The following is a 19,493-nucleotide window of genomic DNA, read 5'->3' on the forward strand; positions in this document are numbered from 1 at the left end:
TCGACCCGACCAAAGGCGTTAAATGTCCGGTGCTCCCCATGCTGCCAGTATCACTGTTCGCGAAACGCTTGAACTCCTCGACGGCGCCTTCGCGGAGATGGCTTCAGGTGTCGCTGAAGATCGCTACGCATTCTGGCTGGGGTCCGGAATATCGCTGGGACGCATCCCGGGCCTGAAGCTGCTTATCCGGAATGCGCTCGAACATCTGCAAGGCCAGATCGTGGTGGCCGACGCAAACTGCCGTTTCCGGGCGGCCATCATCGAGATACTGAGCACCGCCGGCCTCACCGCTGCCGAGTGCGGCACAATCGACGTGCATCAACCGGTTACGAACTGGCCCAACATCGACGCGATCGTTCAACGATTGGCTTCAAATTATGCGCGCTTCCTCGAGATCGGCGTCGCGGGCGAGCCCGACGACTACATTCTCTGGACAGGCGCCGACCTTCCCAATGCTTTTGCAAATCCAGCTTCCGAGCCGGACACTGAGCACCTCTGCATCGGCCTCCTCGTGCTTGAGGGAATCGCCTCAAGGATCGCCAGCGCAAACTGGGATGGCCTTATCGAGAAAGCCGTCGGCGAACTGTCTCCCGGATCTGATGCGCTCGTGGTGTGTGTCACCGGTGCGGACCTTCGTCAGCCGCAGCGGCAAGCCTTCCTGTATAAGTTTCACGGCTGTGCCATCCGTGCCCGCGACGACGAAGCAAACTTCCGCCATCGTATCATCGCGCGATTGTCTCAGATCAATGCCTGGCGCGACGATCAAGAGAACGCACCGATGGTGGCACGTCTTGTGGATCTTGCGGTAAGTCACGAGACGTTGATGATCGGGCTTTCTGCTCAGGATTCTAACATTCAAACGGTGTTCACGGCTGCAGAAAACCGGATGGGATGGCCTTGGCCGTCGCGTCCCCCCGCCTATGCGTTCTCCGAAGACAGGCTCGGCGTCGATCAGCGAGCGCTGCTCAGGAACGTGTATCGGGGGAGTTTTACGCCGGCCAATCGGGATGCCATCTACCAATCCGCGTTGATCCGCGCCTACGCCAAGCCACTGCTCACCGCACTCGTGCTTCATGTTCTCTGCGCGAAACTCTGCCGCCTGGTCGACCTCGCTCCGGGAGGGCTTGGAATCCCGGGCAGCGTCGCGATCAAGGAAGGTTTGAAGCATTTGCGCAACGCGCTTGGATCTCATCCCGACGCCGGGGCCGTCACGTTCGTCCGGATGATCGTAGCGCACGCCAATCGCGTCATGGCACTCTACCACACAGGCGAGGCTACAGCCCCTGACCTACCCTATTTGCCAATTACGTCGAGGCCGATTCAGGCGACGGCCACCGATCCCATGATTGCCACCGCCGGACTACGCGAATTCGCCGTTGGTCTTTCACTTCTCGGTCTCGGGCAACGCGATGGCAATTGGGCTTTGCAGCCGGCGGCCTTGCCTGCCCCAGAGCAAGGCGCCTTGCGCATCATCACCGCGACGAATAATCTAAAACTGGTCTTCGCATCGAACGCGCAGGCGGCGATACGGCTGGGTGTAAACGGTCACGTTGGCCCGGACGACGACGTGATTGTCGTACATAGCCAGCAAGTGCTTCCGGCGATGCCGCGATCTCCTCGCGCGACACGGGGCAGGCTCGGGCGCCCTGGCCGGCGCGATGTAAGCGTGACCGAGTTACTGGATAGCGCAGCGAACGCCAACGAGCTCTTCGACGGATTCCGAAAGGCAGCGGGCATATGATATGATAGCACTGACGACACCTGTCGACGCGATTTCTGCCTTCTTGGAGCAGGCCGGATATCGACGCCTGCCCAGTCCGCTTGAAATCGCCGGAATGAAATTTGCGGTTACGGCTGCGCTGGTCGGAACTGGGACGCAGCCCGATCTGATCATTGTTGCGGATACTGTCTCGGATCCCGAAGAGCGCACCCGGAGCAAGTTGGAAGCCATCGCGCGGGCGCTCGACACCGTCAAATCGCGACGGCCCCTGACGGCGGTATTGGCGGGACCTCGCCCGTCGGCGTCCGCGCTGGATGCCATTTCCAAGATATGCCGTGTTTTGCCTGTGGGTAGCAGCGAGCCAGCGGAAGCCGACGCGACAATAAGGAATTGGCTCGCCGTCCTGACACCCCTCAACATTCCGCAAGGTGTCGACACGATCGCCGAACCTATGCTTGAGCTCCAACGTGCGGTTGCCAACGACGACGCCCTTCTCACCGAACTCGTGGCTGCTTCCGCTGGAGGGAAAGACACTGTCGAGGCCCTCCTACATCAAAAGATTGCCGCGACCATCGCCGACAGCGAGGCCGCCCCATGACCCGCAGGCGGCTCACCTCGATATCGCTCACGGATTTTCGAAGCGTCCGTGGAACCGTCTACACGTCTCTGGACGCCCCGGTTGTCCTGATTCACGGCCCCAACGGAGCAGGAAAAACCAGTGTTCTGTCGGGCATCGAGCTGGCTCTTACTGGCGGCATTCCGTCGTTGGCACGCGTCGAGCCGGAATATCTGAAGCACCTGGTTCACAAACAAGCCAAGCGCGCGACGGTCAAGCTCGAAACAACCGGATTTGACGTCTCTCCTGTTTCGCTGGAGGTCGACGAGACGGAGATTCGAGGGAAGCCGACCCTCGACGGCCACCTCGCTGGCTTCTTCAGTGAGCGATGCTATCTGGCACAATCGGCTCTAGGGCGATTGCTCGAGATCTATCAGCATAAGGACGCTCGAAGGTCGGACTCACCCCTTACTCAGTTTGTGAAGGATTTGCTTGGGCTCGATCGTCTGGATGGTTTGATCGATGGCTTACATACCGCCGGGAATATCAGTCGCCTGCGTGGACCTGTGCCTGAGTTTCAAGGGCTGCGAACCGATATTGAGGCCTTGGAGAAGAAACTTTACGAATTGACTTCGGAGGGGGCACAGCTACAGACCTCGCTCCGGGACGCGGGAGAAACGCTCCGAAAACGTGCCGGGGAGGTACTCCAGTCATCGATCGAGCTTGCCAATTTGGCAGAGATCATCGCTGATTTGCGAAAGGCGCCGGAAGAAGCTCGCCTATCGTCTCTCGCCCGCATTCGCCGCGACATCGACGCCGCTCTTGCCGATTGGCAATCCATCGCTAACAACCCGATCACGGAAAACCGCGAGAAAAGCGAAAAGGATGCCCACAGCGCGCAAACACAATTGAACGAATGGCAAGCTGGTCCCGGCGCGACCATCGCAACCCTCATTGCGGAGGTTGCGACGATATTTCCCGACGCCAAGCTCCCTGCATCGACGAACCCAGATCTGGCCCGGACAACGGCACTGCGGACCGCAGAAAAGGAGCTGGCTCGATGCACGAGCGTGCTGAGCGACGATCAGAATTCTACAGCGCGCATTGCCGTGATCGCGCAAGAGCTCGAGCGCAGTGCGGCGCGTGTTCGTTTGCTCGATCAGCAAATTCAAAACATCAGCGCGGACACCGCTCAACTTGCGCAAAGCCTGGCCGAGATCCTTCCGCACATTCATAGTGACGATTGCCCCGTCTGCGGACGCGATTTTAGTGAGGTGTCCCGAGCACCGTTGAGTGACCACGTCTCAGCCCGCATCGCATCATTGACGGAGAGCGCAGGCCGTCTTGAGGCACTATCGAAGGAAAAGGCGAGCGCTGCGGGTGCTAGCGCCCCTCTGGAGCGGGAACGAGCACAGCTCACTGCGCGTCTGATTTCTGACGATACCCGTAACGAACTCAAGAACCGGCAAGCGCGACTGGGTGAATTGGTCGCGCAGCTCACCAATATTGAGGCGGAGACCACGCGCGGCATGAATTTGCTTGCGCAAGTCAACGCGACCGCTTCGCGGCTCGATCAATTGAGGAGCCGAGATCAACGGCTCACCAACCTGCAGCAAACAGTAACAGCAATCGGGAAGGACCTTAGTATAACGGTTGACCCTGCTGTCGCGATTGGCAGCGCTCTTGCAGCGATGAATGATGAACGGTCCAAGGAAGAAGCACGATTAGTTGCGTCCCAGTCCGCTCGCAAAGCCGTACTAGAGTTGGCGATCGAATACCAGCACTCACGCGACCATCTCACCCGCTTCAACCAGGATACCGACGAGAAGCGAAAGAGGCTCGCAGAGCTCGTCAAAGCAAAAGAGAACGCAGAACAAGTCATACACGGCGCGCGCGGATTGGCTCAGAAAGCTTCAGAGGTTCGAACCAATATCGTCAGACGCGTCTTCAATGATTCCCTCAACTCGATATGGCGCGACCTCTTCGTGCGCCTTGCGCCCGAAGAGACGTTCGTGCCCGCCTTTGCGCTACCGCCGGGTCCTGGCCCAGTCGAGGCGACGCTGGAGACAGTCTACCGATCGGGTGGAAAGGGCGGCAATCCGCGGGCGATGCTCAGCGCCGGCAATCTCAATACCGCAGCACTCACGCTCTTCTTGTCCCTTCACCTGACGGCAAAGCTTCAGTTGCCCTGGCTCATTATCGATGATCCGGTCCAGAGCATGGACGAGCTTCACATCGCCCAATTCGCCGTACTCCTTCGTACTCTTTCGAAGGCACATGATAGGCAAATCATTCTGGCCGTTCATGAACGGGCTCTGTTCGACTATCTGGCACTCGAACTGAGCCCGGCTTTTCCGAACGATCGCCTCGTCACATTGGAGCTCGGGCGGAGCGCCGATGGGACCACGACTCACAAGTGGCAAACGCACATCTACGAACCTGATAATGCGATCGCAGCCTGATTTTATGGCCCCCGCGCATAGCCAAGCGCTCCGCTTGGCGCCTACTGAAACAACCCTACTCTGCCGCACTCCGTTGCGCGGACAGTATCGGGACTTGGCGCAAGCTGTCCCAAAACGGCGGCCGCACTGTCATGGTCTGATACTGCTCGTCGGTCCGGCCGAGCCGTAATTGGCGGCCATCCGGCGCGAATGCCATGTACAGCCTTGTCGGGCAGCCTTCGTGCTTGCCCCAGCCGCGAAGAGTGGCCACGTTCTCTACGGAAAGAAAACGCTTCACTTCCGCTGCCTCAGCCAAGAGGTCATGCGCCTTCCTGACCTCCTTCAGCAAGAACTTCGCCATCTTTCGCTTCTCTTCCGATGGAAGCGTTGCCAGATGCTCTGCATATTTCTCACCGAAGTCGACCATTCGCAGGCGCGTCTTGCAGATGCTGAGGCGATCCTGGATTGGTTTTGCCTTCGGCTCCAGCATGATATGACCGATCATCGGACCATATACGTTGCTTTCCCGAACGACGACCTCCCGTTCCTCGCCATAGCGATCTTTTGAAACGGTACGGCGCTCGCTTTCGGTCCGCAGTCGCTGGTCTGCTCGAATATGATGCCAAAGATCGAAATCGATCACGATTGGGATGCGTCGCGCGATGATTTCGCGTACCCGGTCGATCTCCTTTATGGCCTCCGTGTTGTGTTCGATCACCGCGATGGCTTCGCCCACTTGCCCTAAGTGAGAAAGTAGAAACGCTTGGGTTCGCCTCTCCTCTTGCTCACGACGGAATGCGGCATAGGCCGTCGAGTGGCCTTCCAGATTGAACGAAGCAAAACACTCTGGTCCGATGATCCTGATCGCTTGCTCATCCGGAAACCACGCAATCATTCCAGCCTTGTAAAACTTGGGATGGCGTGGCGAACAGATCGGGCAGGGAGACCATTTGTGACGGTTCAGATCGCCGCAATGCGACGACGGCAGATGAATCTCGTCCAGATAAACAACCGGCCCATCCTTGGGCGGCGGCGCGTGAGTGTGGCCTCTCCATAGATACGGAGTGCCGAACGCTTTTACGTAAGCTTTGATTTCCGCGATGATGTCATCATCGGGCCGCGCAGGAAAGATTGCCTTGATCTCCCAGGCCGAAGCCGGGATGTCGATCTCTTCCGACATTCGAACTCCTTTGCATTATACGCGATCCTCCCTGAGTGGCTTCGACTTGGTTGCCGATTTGTTCTAATGTAGGTCGGCCGGACACTGAGTCGCAACGGGCGACCGAGCCTATCCCAGCTGTTCACAACTACGTTGTGCGCAGACGAAGTTGGTTTTTGCCATTCGAGGCGAACCGGCCAGATTGCGCCGGCAAGTTTTCGTCGGCGAGAGCTTCTGCTCTATCAGGTCGGCAATATGGGACGAAGAATTCGTCACTCGTCCCGTGCCATTCATCAGCACGATTGAACTCGCCATGATTCCATTCGAACGATTAAGACTTTACTAAAGGTACACATCAGCGCGAGGGGGCACACACGAACCGTATCGGTCTCTCGGCGCATAACTTTGTGGATGTATGCGATGAGCATTGATGACTACATGAAACGGATGTTGGCCGACAACGCAGCCCTGCAGCGCGCCGCCGGCGTTGCTGACCCGCTGGAGCAGCATCGGAGTCTTCTTGATGCAATCAACATGCAGGACCGGCTTTCGGAGATTGACCGCGTAAGCCGCCAGATCGCCGGGTTGGGGGCCATTGACCGGGCACTAGTGGATGCTGCCAAAGTTGCTGCTCTCATCGACACTGCCCGGCTTATAGGAACCCCTAATCTGGATATCGCCGGAATAGGCGCTCTCGCTGCCGATGCTGGCGATCATCTCAAGCTGCTCGCGGGCCCTCTGGACGATCTGCGCAAATTTAGCGCCGCGGGTGACCATGCATCGGTGCACGCGGATATCTTGAGTATGAAAGGCGCCTATGCCGGATATGCCGACCGTTTCCGCATGCCGTTCCATGACGAGATGGACAGGCTCACGAAGGCCGCGCTCGCAGCAGACCCCTTAGCTGCTCACCTTGCGGATGCAGCAGCAGGCCGCGATCTCGCGACCGCAATGAAGTCCATGCATTCGCCATGGCTCTTAAATGATCGCGTCGCGCAGTCCGCGCGAGCATTCGCCGAGATACAGGCGATCGGTCACGGCTTGAGAATTTTCGCGCCCTTCGACACAGCGCTTTCAGATGCGCTACGTCGCTCGCTCGGCGATTGGCGTGACGTACCCACGTTCCCTCCGTCGATCTTCGCCAACGCGGTAGCGCGCTCGGAATTCTATGTCGCGCGCGGCTTTAATCCGGACCTGACCGAGTTCACCGCCGAAGCTTTCGACGAAACCATCGCCCTCGCAGGCCTTGATGCTGGAGAATATTCCAACGCCTCAAACGATGAAGAGACAGGTCTTGTTCGCACCAATCGCGCCCATGACCGACTGCAGCGCTTTGAACGACGGCTGCGCGCGTTCATTGACCGGATGATGACCGCAGAATTCGGCGTGGATTGGATCAAGCACCAAACGCCGCCAGGCATGCTTGATAGTTGGAAGAACGCAAAGCAAGCGGCCCTAGCACGGGGCGGCGAAGACGAGCCATTGATAGCTTATGCGGATTTCACGGACTACATCAAAATCATCGAACGTAACGACAACTGGAAGCGGGTCTTCGCGCCGATCTTCAATCGCCGCGAAAGCGTGCAAGAATCATTCTTCCGCTTGTTTCCCATTCGGATTTCAGTTGCCCACGCGCGCATCATTACCCTAGATGATGAAATGTACTTGAGAGTCGAATTGCATCGTATCGGCAAAGCCATCGGAGACTAACGCAACAGCCTTCGGCGAGGGATACATTGCGCTACTACATTCATGTCAGCAACCATGGCTTCGAGCCAAACCAGGTTCTCGGGGTGTGGGAGATTGGTGACACCATGGCCAAGCGCATCGACGTTACGGACTCGGATCACAACCGATTTCCGGCCATGCTGGGTAGAACGGCCCTCGAAACCCTACGATTCAGCAATCCCGGTACCACGTTTGATGAACTCGAACTTGAACCGGGCGAATACTATCCCGGCATGGCGCGGCCGATCTTGGGCGAAAGCCAAGGACGAAACCGCGATCATAGTGTTGAGGCGCTGGGCCATCGCGCAAGCGCAAGCGGACAGCTTCACGCTCTCATCCAGCAACTCGAACAGATATGCCGCGTTGTTCACCCGAGGGGAGAGACGAACTTCAAGGCTTACGGGCACGAGATCCGGAACGTGCTCATCCTCGCCTGCACGGAATTGGAATCACAATGGAAGGCAATTCTCGGAGCCCACAATGCGCGCGCCGACAATACGACGCACTACGTCAAACTTTGCGCGGCAATGAAATTGACCGAGTATGCGGTCGAGTTTCCGTACTACCCTTGGACGCCTGAACGCCGTCCTTTTGCCGGCTGGCAACACGGAACGAAGGATCTGCCATGGTATGGCGCATATAATGACGTAAAGCACAATCGAGACAGCAATTTCCCTCAAGCCTCGCTTGATAATGCGTTCGAAGCCTTAACCGCCTTCTTTATCATGCTGTGTGCGCAGTATGGCTGGGACTTTGCGCTCACGGGCGATGCGGCAGCGCGGGCATTCTTCCGACTAAAGGCCTCCCCGCAGTGGTCGCCCTCGGAATATTACGTTCCCGCATACGGCGGGATGTTGCGGGAGCGAATATACAGTTTTCCACCTTAGCGCCTCTGATTGAAACGCGCTTTTATTACCTGCGCGGCAGTCGAGGTCCGAGCTTGCCGCGTGCAGAGCAGCCTCGCTGAGAACTACGGCCAGGCCAGCTAGGACATGTCCGGCATGGTTTCTGGCGTGAACGGGACTTTCACGGCAAACCCGCCGTCTTCGCGGTCGCCATAAACAATGACGCCCCCCTCGACGACGATCTCGTCCGCCAGATCCCCCAGCGCCTCGAACGCACCGCGATCTGTCCACGATCCGTAATGCGCGGCGATCGCGGCACAGGCCTCTTTCAGCTTCTCAAAGTATGGGGCGAACCAATGTCCTTCGAGTGCGGCCTTGGTCTTGGGCAGATCCTCAAGCGTCAAGCCTAGCCCCACCATGTTCCCCAAATGATAAGCCGCAAACTTCATCAGCTCCCCGTAGGCGCCATACACCTCGCCCGTGATCCGGCCATGGTCCCCGTGCAAGCGATAGGCTTTGATGAGATCATTCGCGCGCTGCCGGGTCTCGTTAAGAGCGGTGATGAACGTCTCCTCATAATCTTCGGTCGGACGGCGCCCAAAGGGTGCGCAAATTTGCGTCACCGCATATTCATCCCAGCACGCCTTGATGATGTCCCAGCGGTAGCGCTCATGCACCCCGACCTTGGTTTGCAAAAGCATGCCCGGGAAGGCTGTGTTGAAACGCTCCGTTACTTCGACATGTGCGCATTCGTGTGCGAGCATATGAAGCGCTTGGCCATAGAGTTCGTGTGTCTCGTCTTCAAGCGCAAGCAGGACGCCTGCATGAAAAACCATAAGGCTTTTGACGCGGCCGTCACGCATGACGGAAGGCGTCATGGCTACTCCGTACACGATACCCTCGGATGGCGTCAGTCTATGGGACGTTTCATAGCCGCGATCGAGGTCAAGCAGCGCATGGGCGTAATCGAACGCCACCGTGACCCCATCCAACGCGCTGAGATCGATGTGGCGACTAAGCTCCCGTACATAGGTCGCGAGCATATTGCCAAAGGCGCGGGCATGATCCTCGGTGTCGAACCCCCGCAAGCTTATGGAAATATTCTCGGGCGCGCTCGGCGGCGGCAGATCCGCCTCAGGCGCTCCAGGCTGCTCTTTCTCCGGCAGGATCGAATCGTTCATAAGAGCGTCATAGCGCGGTAGACTTGCGCGAGGTTGTCAGCCCTTTGAAATCCCTTAGTGGCGGTGAACTGCTTCATACCCGGATTCCGCGCCCGCGAGTTCGGCCGGCACGGCCGATTGATGTTGCGAATGTGCCCGTTTCCCGGCGGCACGGTCATGCGTTCCATTGAGCGTCCTGCTCGTCATCATCGCGCTTAGCGGACTCTACCTGCTTGCGCATTTGCGTGTGCGCGACCGTCGCCCAGCGCCGTAAAGCCCCGATCGGGTGCTCGAACAGCGACCGCAGCGGCTCTTCGTAAAGCGCAAAATAGGTGGTTAGTGATCCGGACCAGCCGAACGTGTGCATATTCTGCACGACGTAGCGCCGCACGTCGTCGCGATCACCGAATTCGTTCAGGAGTCGCATCATCAGCGGATGGAAGCTTCGTTCGGCACCTGGCGCACGCGAGTTCAGGACCGGCAACGTGCGCGCAAGGAACGCAGGTCCCCCCTCGGGATTGGCGTGCGCCCACGAGAACAGGATATCCTCGGGCACATGCAAGACCGCCGGCTGCTTGGTATCGGCGAACGAAAAGCCATCCCCGATTGCGTGTTCTATGCGCCATGCCGTGGCTCGGTCCCGGATAATCGCGTTACCGAACACCGGCCATACGATGGAGGAGAAGTTTTTGAACATGATGGGCAGCAACGGCTTGATCATCTTGGCCGCGTCCCCGTCCGGGCTAGCCGCAAGGTAGTTCGCCAGCTTCCCGGCTGCCACGCGCGCATCGGCATCGTCCCGCCCCTTCTTGAGGAGCCAGGCCACCACGTGCTCGAAGTGATGCGCGCTCATCTGCGAGCCGCGGCGCTTCGGCCGCTTACCAACATGCTCAACCGCCAGCATGATCTGGGGCCGCAATTCCTCAAGCCGGTCGCGGTTGCCGTGGACGAACATGCCCATGACGTCGAGCGCCACCGAATAGGCCACGCTGTCCATGTTCAGAAGCTGGTTGAACAATGGCGCTGCGGAGGCTGCGTCGAGCTTGGCGAACACCCCGCCCATGCCCCAATGCGACATCGCGCTCGGCGGCAGCGTGCCCGATTTCAGGCCCACGCATACCAGCCGCACATCATCTGCCGTAATGCCCAGCAACAGACACAAGAACGGCAGCGTAGGCGCGAAGATGGTCGAGGCGATAGCCTCATTCTTGTAGGCGGCGACCGCAGCGGGATGCTGCGCTGCGAGGCCCGAATAGTACCCGGTGACCAGCCCATAGTTCCGGTTGCCTTCGGCGGTTGCGGCATAGGCCCGCTTGATCGGCTCTTCCCAAGACAGGGGGGCATCCGCAAGCTCGGCGATGGCCTTGCCAAAGGCGACCGACATGCGCTGCTCATCCCGGGACAAAGCCTCGAGCGAGGCCCGCAACGTCTCCGGTTGCCCAAGCGCCTCCTTGGCCAAGGCGCGCACGGTGTCGGCCTGGTACTTTTCCCGCTCGTGAAACTCGAGCTTCGCGTCGGCGGGATAATCCCAGGGCATCTCGGTGACGAGCAGGCGGATGCGGCTGGCGATATCTTGCGGGGAGAGATCGGCGATGAGCTTGCGGACTCGCGCCTCTTCGTCGTCCTTGAGTCCCTCCAAGTCGAACTGAAGCACATCTCCCAGCACGTTCAGGGCGGCGGGCCAGTACGGATGAACCGCTTGAACCTGGGCCACCCACTTCTCGACGTGGTCGATCAAGCCGCCGTCCACGTAGGAGCGAAATTCGTGCGCGATGCCGTTGCGCGCATGCGCACCGAGAGCATCGTCGCGCAAGCCGATCGCGACCAGCCGATCGACGCAGGCAATCACGTAGTCCCAGGCGTCCTTCCAGTATTTCGGTTGCCAGGGAACCAGTTGGGGACGGCTGCCATGCGTTTCGGGACCCATGAAGCTCGCATGCGATTGCATGCTGGACGCTTCCAGCAGCGCATCGATCACAATCGGCATTTCCTGGGGGTCATCCCTTTGCAATAACTCATCCAGCAGGCGCAGGCGGGGCGCGGCCGACGCAACCGTATTGCCGCCGAATACCGGGAACAATGCCTTGAACTGACCAACGGAGTTGTTGGCCCACTGCTCGTTCTCGGCGACGGCAAGCTTGAGCAACAATAGCGCGGCACGCTCGAATGTCGTGTCGATAAAAGCGATCTTCTCAAGCGCACGAACAAGGCCGCGCCGCAGGTCGCCGCGAACACCTATGAGTTCCTTGATCGAGAGCGGGTTCAGTATGTGTTCGAGCAGCGTGACGACCGCGTCGGCATCAATCTCCGCCAAGGCGCTGACGACGTCGCCCGCTCCTTCCTGACCAAGCGCATCCAGCGAAGCAAACGGGCCCTCAAAACGCATCAGGTGGCGCGCGACCTGCGGCGCAACAGCGCCGGTGTTCAGCAGGGCAAGCTGCCATGCGGCATTCTGCCGAAGCCGCTCCGGAAGATTGCCAGCGAGGATGTTGTCCCACGTCGCCTGTCCCCATTGACGCCATTGCCGCTCGGCAAGTGCCAGTGCGAGCGGCTTGGGTTGCAGGCTGACAAGGCGCCCGTGCTGCTGCACCACCCCGCGCCGCTGCAGATCGGCGAATGCGGCACGGAGATCGTCGACAGACCGGCCACGCGTAAACCCTGCTGCCTGCGCAAGATCGTTCAACTCGCCGGCGGTGCCGAGAAGCCGGAACGCACCCAGGAGCATTCCCGCATCCTTCAGCAATGCCGGGTCGGTCGGCCTTCGGCCAAGGAGAATCCGATCGATAAGCTCGTCATCCGTGGCCGCCGCGATAGGCATGTCGCTGAGCCACGCCTGGCCGAGCAAGGTTGCCATCTGCGGAAAGCCGCGTGCAAACTTCAGGAGCCGGCGATGATCTTCACTCGGCAACTCAGGGGCAATCTGCTTGATCATCCCTTCCACGACGGCATCGCTCGCCGGCTCGACCATCAGCAACTCATCGTCACCCTGAACCGACGGGGGAACGTCGTGGTCGATGGTGATGAGCGACACGCGACTGCCAGAACGCTTCACCATGGCGACAAGATCGTGGTGGGATTCAAGCGGACAGCGATCAACGACCACGATCGCACGGAAACCGGAGTCCACAAGGCTCTGCACGATACTCTTGATCGCCACCGGTCCGGCCTCGGATTCCACCGAGTATAGAACAAGGTCCGATAGCTGAACGCCGGACGCTTCTTCCTCGTCGGTCGGTCCGAGAGCTTCATGTGTCAGTCGCGACTTGCCGACGCCGGACAGACCGACGACGCGCGCGACGCCACGCGGTTTACCGACCAACGCACGAAGCTTCTCCCGGAAAGGAGGCAACCGCGGGTCGGGGATCCAGGGCGTGCCGTCGAAGCGACCTGCCCAGTGCGTCCAGTCCTTGAACGGCCCGACCAGGCCGGGTTGCGTCTGTTCGAGCACCCAGGCCGCAACGGGCGGCAGAATGTTGACCCATGATGCGAGTTGGTCGGCATCGCGGAACTGAACCTGATCAGGCCTGACCTTGAGGCCCGCTTTTGCGAGGGCTTTGCGAATGCTTTCGGCGCGCGCCTTGACAAGCTTGTTCTCGTACGAGTGACCGCACGCCATGATGTATGTGCCGCCCTTCTCCAAGGCGTCGCGCACCATCGACTTGACCTCGCCACCCGGCGTCACCACGTCGGCGCCGGCTTCCGCCGGCGAAATCGACCCGGCTTTCAACTGGAACTGCGAGATGCGGCTCGGCAAGAACGTCGTTCGTTCGGGTCCGTTCTGCCACTCGATGCGGGCATCCTCGCCGCCGTCGGCCGCGGTGATGTTGGCGGCGACGTGGATGCCATCCATCGGCAGGTTGCCGCTCAGCGCCTCACCGTCCAGAAGTCGGCGCATCAGCAGCATGAACTTTCTTGGGCTGAGCGCCGCAATGTGCTTGCCGGTGACCTCGAACGGTCCCGTGCTGTCCGACTCCATCGGCGCGACTTTACCGCCGGACAGCGTGATGATGGCAGACGGATTGGCGTCGAGCAGGCGCAGGATATTCGCCGTTGCCGTCGTGGGCTTGATGGTGCCGGATTCGTATTTCGTAAAGGCGCGCGGGCCACCACCAAGGAGTTCGCCGGCTTCAACCTGCGACAAGCCGATTTTCTCTCGGATGCGACGGATGTCGCCCGGTGTCAGTTCGGCCGGCTTACTGTCGGTCATTCCAGCACCATAATGGTCTCTTTGATTGTGAAATGTACCATTATGGTCACTTAACGGATTAATTCGGTCAAAACAAGCTTATCTTATAACATATTGATATTACGCACTTTTTATGTTTCACCTTCTGAATCGATTGTTCGAATCGATGGGCTAGCTGTCCAGCCGGCCCGAGATAACGAGCCGCACCGATGCGCCTCAGCGTAACGAGCCTCTGTCGATCGCATTGCGATCGCATCGGCTCGTTCGACGCTGGAAGCGGCTCTGTCCGAGACGCGCGGTCCGCTCGCGTCCGGCAGTTGGCCACCCCGCACGCGCGCAAAAGGCGTCTCTTGCGTCATGGTGCCGATCTCCGCGGGCATGAGGTCATACACTGTCTGCGGCGCCGTGGCCCACATGCGCACCCGGATCGCGCGACCGCATACCCATCCGCACAAGGAAACCGCCCAGCTCGAGCATCCACAAAGCGGCTCGCCAGCTAATGCGCTGTCCTTATGCGAGAGCGCCGACATACTATGGGCGATGCGCAAGACAATCGCCGATTTGACCCGCGGGATCTACGACCATGGCGCCCATGCGGATCTCGCCGATCGTGGGTATCGTCGCTATCATCCCTTTTCATTTGATTTTGACTCAACGCCCTTGAACCTCGCCGAAGCCCAGGAGCATTGGGACGAGCTGGTCAAACAAAACCATCGAGAGAACCGGGCCCAAACCGTCAAGCGGCTCGAGCAGCGATACGGCTCGACAGACATCGAAAGCGTCGTCAAAAATGTGACGGACCTTGGCTCGAAATCGATGTCTCTGCTCGCCTATCACAATCAGTTCCACGAGCAGGCCCGTCGGTCTTTTGTCGCCGGCCTTTATTACCCGGCCTTGGTCGCCGCTTGCGCACTCGGGGAGCGCATCCTGAATCATCTCGTGCTGGATCTGCGTGACAGCTTCAAATCCTCCGAGCATTACCGCAAGGTGTATCGCAAGGAGTCTTTCGACAATTGGACGTTCGTCATCACCGTTCTGACGGACTGGAAGGTTTTGATCGATGGTGTCGGCTCGGAATTTCTGATGCTCGGCGAGCTTAGGAACCGATCCATCCATTTCGATCCGGACACTTACCATTCCTTGCGCGAAGATGCGCTTGCGGCGCTCCAACGACTGAATGCCATTATCGCTAAGCAGTTCGGTTACTTCGGCCTCCAGCCATGGTACATCGACAACACACCCGGCGCGCAGTTCGTGAAGCGAGCCTTTGAGGACGTCCCGTTCGTGCGTGCTTATATCATTCCCCGGAGCGGATTTATCGGGCCTTTATACGGCATGGATCTCAGCCAGGGTGGCTGGCATCATCTTGACTATGCTGACTATGGCGACGGCGAGCTTAGCGACGAGGACTTTGCAACGCGCTATCGGGAGCGCGATCCTGAGAAAGTCGTCTCCCGCGCCATGATCGAGAAAGCGCAGCTGGAAGCCAAGCCCGAAGGCGGCGCTTGATCTCGCTGGTCTCGCTCGCCGCCTTTGGCAGATCGGTGATCTAGCTGGTTCTCGTCTCAACCCTTGGCAGCGAAGCGTGATATTCATCAACGCTGTCGAGGTCGATCATGGTCTTGCCTCCCATCTTGTAAGCCCTAATCCTGTCATGGGCTATCAGCTCATAAGCCTTAGTCTTTCCGAATTTGCCATAACGACAACCGTCCTTGAACTCGACGAGACGACGTCTCTTGTTGTCATCATTGTCGACCATGGTTCCCGCATGTGCTTCGATGATCTCTGCCAAAATCCGATCAAGCCCCGCCGAGGAAGACAGACATTTCCAAGGCGCAAGCTTCGTGGCGCGGGCTTGCCAGGAAGGCAGTCCTTTTGTGATCGCTGATTAGATTTCTGCTGACTCGTTTCGACGCCATCTGCGCTCACCCCAACTACCAAGGATGCGTTGATCTATATTGCCAACAAGGTCAGCCAAAGAGTTTCCGACGCCGCCGCGGGCTGTAGCGCGCTGTAGGGTACAAATCGGACGAACCGACAGGTCGGAGTTCAGTCAGAGTTCGATTCCGGTCGTGGCGGTTGTGCAGACAGAACGGCACGGGCCGTGTCTGCTCCCGAAGGAGCTTGCTGTTTCATTTTTGCGAGCTAATGCCGCGCGTCATCTTGCTGGTATTTCTGCTGGTATCGGCAGCCATCTGCGGATAAAATGACCTTAAATTCAGATGGCTAGGGGAATAGGCGACTGCCGGCCAGGGGCACCACGGAAAAAACTGTAGTAATAACAATAACTTAATTCGCTAGTTCGATTCCGGATTTCCCCGGAAAACTGTCGCGACGGACTGAAAATCCAAGCAAAAGCCCAACTGCGGTGGTCCACTTTGCTGGTATTTTTGCTGGTATCGCCAAGCCAAACGCGCCGCGGCGAATTTCGCTATTCCGAACGACGGAATCGAGCAGATGGCCCGCAAGAATGATGGCGCCGTGGGTGCCAACCCACAGGAGATCCCACTAATCTCGACTGCCGCGCCCGACCGAAATTCGACAAGGACGCGTGGAGTCCCGCCAAGACGTCCGACGTGACCCGTGGCTGGCTCGAACTCCTCGTAACGCTGGACGTGAGCAGGCCCGGCTACGCTGCCTCCAAGCTTTGGCGGATGGCCGCCACACCCGTCGAAAGGCCGATCATCAGTCCCCAGGTGACCCACATCTGCCAGACGGCTGTCATGCGCGATGCGAGCGCAAGGCCGAGCACGATGAACGCGAGAGCCGTCCCGACGACGGGGCGGACGCCGAAGCGCAATATGAGCGCTGCGGCGAATGGCCCGACCATTCGAAGAACGCGTCGCGCGAGCGCACCCGAGATCACACCGGCGTCCCATCCGAACTCCGTCCGGAGAGGAAGAAGCACGCCGACCATGCCCATCGCGGCCGACGTCGACAGCACCCGTGGCCACGCTTGTCGGCGAGAGCGGGCATCTTCTACGGGTGGGCCGTCGTCGCGGTAATCTTTCTCACCATGGCTTCGTCCGTCATCGCGACATTCCACTCTCCGTCGCCGTCAGGCCGTCGCGCCGACGCGGTCGTGAACTGGATAGTCGGTATAGCGCTTCGCGGCGAACGCGAAGAACGAGGCCCTGTCGTAGGACGTGAGCGGGAGGTGCTGCCTGATCCTCTCGGGAACTCGGCGAGACTGAACCCGGAGTTTGCAATCCGGCCTGAAGCCCCCCCTAGGGCATTCTCCTGGCGATTCCGCCGCGGACCTGCACTGCAGGACCCGATCGAGGCAGTTCAGCTCTCGCATCAACCCAAGAGCGACGAGCGTCGGTCCTCACGTAAGATTCGCCAAACTTGGGAGACCCGGCGTACGTGAAACCGTCTGCGTGCGCCTGCGAATGCAAACTGATGGCCGCCGTTGCAACCAGTAAAGGGAAAGCTAAGGTCTTCATTTGATCTCTCCTCAGAGGGTGATGGAGTGCCTGATGGCACAACCCGAACTTGGGGGAGCCACACCCTTTTCGGAAATGCTGTTCCTCTCTCATTACGATACCAATCGTCTATGACGGTGGGAATTTCCCCTTGACACCACGCACGGTCTACTTCCGCGTCAGCGTCGAGACCGGCTCCCAAGCGTCGGCGCATCCTGTTCGGGACAGTTCGACGCATCGATTTCGCATCACCTGAGAAGGGCCATCGTCCGGACGTTCCCGCAGGATATCTTCGAACTGCCGAAGGGCGCCTGGGAAGTCTCGCTCCCGGTATTTCCTCAGCGCGTCCTCGTATGCACCGATCCAGCGGCACGCAGCATGATCCCTGAACTGATCCTGTGCACCAATCAGCTCGTGAACGGACAGACCGCCTTCACGGCCGTAAACGGCGATCCTGTCGACCTCGCGCGTGACCATTGAGCGGCCTACAAGAGCAGCTGTCGCCTCGCCGATCAGGATATGCGTACCGTACTGCTTATTGGCGCTTTCCAGTCGGCTCGCAACATTCACTGCGTCGCCGATCACGGTGTAGTTCAATCGCAGTTCCGAGCCGATGTTGCCCACCAGCATATGGCCGGAATTGATACCGATCCTGATCTGAAGCGGGCGGCCAAGATCGTCGGAAAGGCCCGACTCCTCAATGGCCCTGCGGCAAGCGAGCGCAGCGCGGCAACATAGCAGGGCATGATCTCCTTGCGGCTGCGGCGCGCCCCAGAACGCCATGACCGCGTCGCCGATAAATTTGTCGATGGTCCCGCCATTGGCGACGATGACTTCCGATGCAATGTCGAGATAGCGCGACAGGAGGGGTACGACGCGATCGCCCATGCGTTCGGAGAGGCCGGTGAAGCCCGCGATGTCAATAAACATCACGGTCAGCTCCTGAACGGCGCCGCCGGGCTTCGCCTCGACACCCTGGCGCAGCAGGGCACGGACGAGGTCGGCCGGTATGAATTTGCGAAAGGCTGAGAGGCCGGCGGCCATCTCGGCAATCGCGCCCGACAGGCTCGCGATCTCCTTTAGACGCGAGGGATGGCGGCGCACCAGTTCCAGCGCAAAGGTCTCGACGTGGCGGATTTCTCCGACGACGCGGGAAAGAGGCGCTGCGATTACCGTCCGCGCCAGCAAGGCTGAGGCCAGCGCTGCAAGTACCGCGCCGACGCCGAGACCCGCGATGAGGCGGCGTAACGTTGTCTCGACTGGGCCGAGAAACTCCGCTTCAGGAATGACGGTCGCTAGCCGCCAGCCGGGAAACGGCAGAGGCGTGAGCGCGACCTCGTAGGCAGCGCCGTCGGAGGTGAGCCGGCTGCGCCAACTGTCCTGGTCGGTCCCCGCTTTGGTCAGCGCCATCTGCGCCAGCGGCAACAGGGCCTGTCCGCCACGCGCCGGATGCAGCTCGTCGGCGTCCTTGTCGGGCGCGGCCACGAGCTCGCCGCTGCCGTCGAAAATGAAGGCCGTCCCGGTGTGCCCGACCTCGAGCTGGGCGAGGAAGCGTGCGAGCCGCGTATATTCGATGATGATGGCGAGGACGCCCTGCCGCTCCTGATAGACGTCGATCGGCCCCGCGAAGGCGATCGACGGGCGCTCTCCGATCGGATGGTCGGTCACCTTGAACCAGCTGGGGTCCTCGGCCTTGATGCCGGTCTTAAACCAGGTACGGTCGGCGACGCGGAAATCGGTCGGCTCAAAGCGACGGTTGGCGAATTCGATGTCGCCGGGCACCACGTCATATTCGTCGACCCGCCGCTGCCCGGCATGATCGGTGAGCGAGATCTCCATCATCTCCAGCCGGCCGTCGCCGAGCTTGTGGGCGGCGAAGAACGCGCCGTCGGGCCAGCCAAATGCCACCCAGGATATCGTGGCCTGCGATTGCAGCTGTGACAGGAAGACGAATTCGCGCTTGTCGGCCTCACGGGTGTCGAGCACGTTTTGCAGGAAGAGCGTGCGGATGGCCGTGTGGGCAGCGCGCGCTTCGTCGACGATCGCCGCGACCTCCTTGCGGACGGCGGCCACGATCTGCTCGTTGATTGTTGCTGCCAGTTGCCGGCTGGTCGATTCAGCCGTGCGCCACCACAGCAGGCTGGATAACGCGGCCGTCAGGAGGATCGCAGTCAGGACCAGCGCCGAGACGGCGAGACGGATGCTGACCGTCAGCCGCCTGATCGCTTGGCCTGATGCAACGCGTCCGGAGCTGGCGGTCATGACGGGTCCAG

12 protein-coding genes and 1 pseudogene are annotated in these 19,493 nt (G+C 59.7%); 6 read left to right on the forward strand and 7 right to left on the reverse strand.

From position 1 onward, the window contains the following. Nucleotides 1–22: 22 nt before the first annotated feature. The 3 genes from SO139_RS25540 to SO139_RS25550 are packed head-to-tail and all read left to right on the forward strand — an operon-like array spanning nt 23 to nt 4,738. The gene (locus tag SO139_RS25540; protein WP_498540784.1) at nt 23–1,741 is read left to right on the forward strand and encodes an SIR2 family protein; all 1,719 of its coding nucleotides are present in this window, start codon (nt 23–25) and stop codon (nt 1,739–1,741) included. 1 nt (nt 1,742) lies between these two features. Further along, on the forward strand, nt 1,743–2,318 hold the full coding sequence (locus SO139_RS25545; RefSeq protein WP_498540785.1) for a hypothetical protein: 576 nt from the start codon (nt 1,743–1,745) through the stop codon (nt 2,316–2,318). Next, nucleotides 2,315–4,738 (forward strand): AAA family ATPase, encoded by a 2,424-nt coding sequence (locus tag SO139_RS25550; RefSeq protein WP_498540786.1) that lies wholly within the window; start codon nt 2,315–2,317, stop codon nt 4,736–4,738. Before SO139_RS25545 ends, SO139_RS25550 begins: the two co-directional genes overlap by 4 nt. Before the next feature lie 55 nt (nt 4,739–4,793). Here SO139_RS25550 and SO139_RS25555 read toward each other — a convergent pair whose 3' ends face one another. Then, a complete protein-coding gene (locus tag SO139_RS25555) occupies nt 4,794–5,897 on the reverse strand; it encodes a hypothetical protein (RefSeq protein ID WP_498540787.1) in 1,104 nt (367 codons plus the stop codon). 399 nt (nt 5,898–6,296) lie between these two features. On the opposite strand from SO139_RS25555, the gene SO139_RS25560 reads away from it, so the two are divergent. Then, complete coding sequence (locus SO139_RS25560) at nt 6,297–7,586, forward strand: hypothetical protein (RefSeq protein ID WP_498540788.1); 1,290 nt, start codon at nt 6,297–6,299, stop codon at nt 7,584–7,586. Nucleotides 7,587–7,612: 26 nt separating this feature from the next. Beyond that, entirely contained in the window at nt 7,613–8,491 is an 879-nt protein-coding gene (locus SO139_RS25565; protein ID WP_498540789.1) for a hypothetical protein, read from the forward strand. A gap of 98 nt (nt 8,492–8,589) precedes the next feature. On the opposite strand, the gene SO139_RS25570 is transcribed toward SO139_RS25565, so the two are convergent. From SO139_RS25570 to SO139_RS25580, 3 genes and pseudogenes are all read right to left on the reverse strand, one after another. Next, nucleotides 8,590–9,630: a hypothetical protein gene (locus SO139_RS25570; protein ID WP_498540790.1), complete on the reverse strand. Its 1,041-nt coding sequence runs from the start codon at nt 9,628–9,630 to the stop codon at nt 8,590–8,592. A 154-nt stretch (nt 9,631–9,784) separates the two neighbouring features. Further along, on the reverse strand, nt 9,785–13,513 hold the full coding sequence (locus SO139_RS25575; protein ID WP_498540806.1) for a hypothetical protein: 3,729 nt from the start codon (nt 13,511–13,513) through the stop codon (nt 9,785–9,787). A gap of 168 nt (nt 13,514–13,681) precedes the next feature. After that, nucleotides 13,682–13,816, reverse strand: a pseudogene (locus SO139_RS25580) (type II toxin-antitoxin system MqsA family antitoxin); the annotation flags it as partial. Between the two features lie 393 nt (nt 13,817–14,209). Between SO139_RS25580 and SO139_RS25585 the strand changes: the two are divergent. Further along, nucleotides 14,210–15,304 carry a hypothetical protein gene (locus SO139_RS25585; protein WP_498540791.1) on the forward strand — a complete coding sequence of 365 codons (1,095 nt, stop codon included), beginning with the start codon at nt 14,210–14,212 and terminating at the stop codon, nt 15,302–15,304. A gap of 40 nt (nt 15,305–15,344) precedes the next feature. Here the strand turns inward: SO139_RS25585 and SO139_RS25590 are convergent, their stop codons facing one another. From SO139_RS25590 to SO139_RS25600, 3 genes are all read right to left on the reverse strand, one after another. Next, the gene (locus tag SO139_RS25590; RefSeq protein WP_498540792.1) at nt 15,345–15,587 is read right to left on the reverse strand and encodes a MerR family transcriptional regulator; all 243 of its coding nucleotides are present in this window, start codon (nt 15,585–15,587) and stop codon (nt 15,345–15,347) included. An 837-nt stretch (nt 15,588–16,424) separates the two neighbouring features. Continuing rightward, complete coding sequence (locus SO139_RS25595; protein ID WP_498540793.1) at nt 16,425–16,739, reverse strand: hypothetical protein; 315 nt, start codon at nt 16,737–16,739, stop codon at nt 16,425–16,427. Nucleotides 16,740–17,388: 649 nt separating this feature from the next. Then, nucleotides 17,389–19,482: an adenylate/guanylate cyclase domain-containing protein gene (locus tag SO139_RS25600; protein WP_498540794.1), complete on the reverse strand. Its 2,094-nt coding sequence runs from the start codon at nt 19,480–19,482 to the stop codon at nt 17,389–17,391. Nucleotides 19,483–19,493: the final 11 nt, after the last annotated feature.

It is taken from the genome of Bradyrhizobium sp. UFLA05-89, assembly GCF_059803475.1.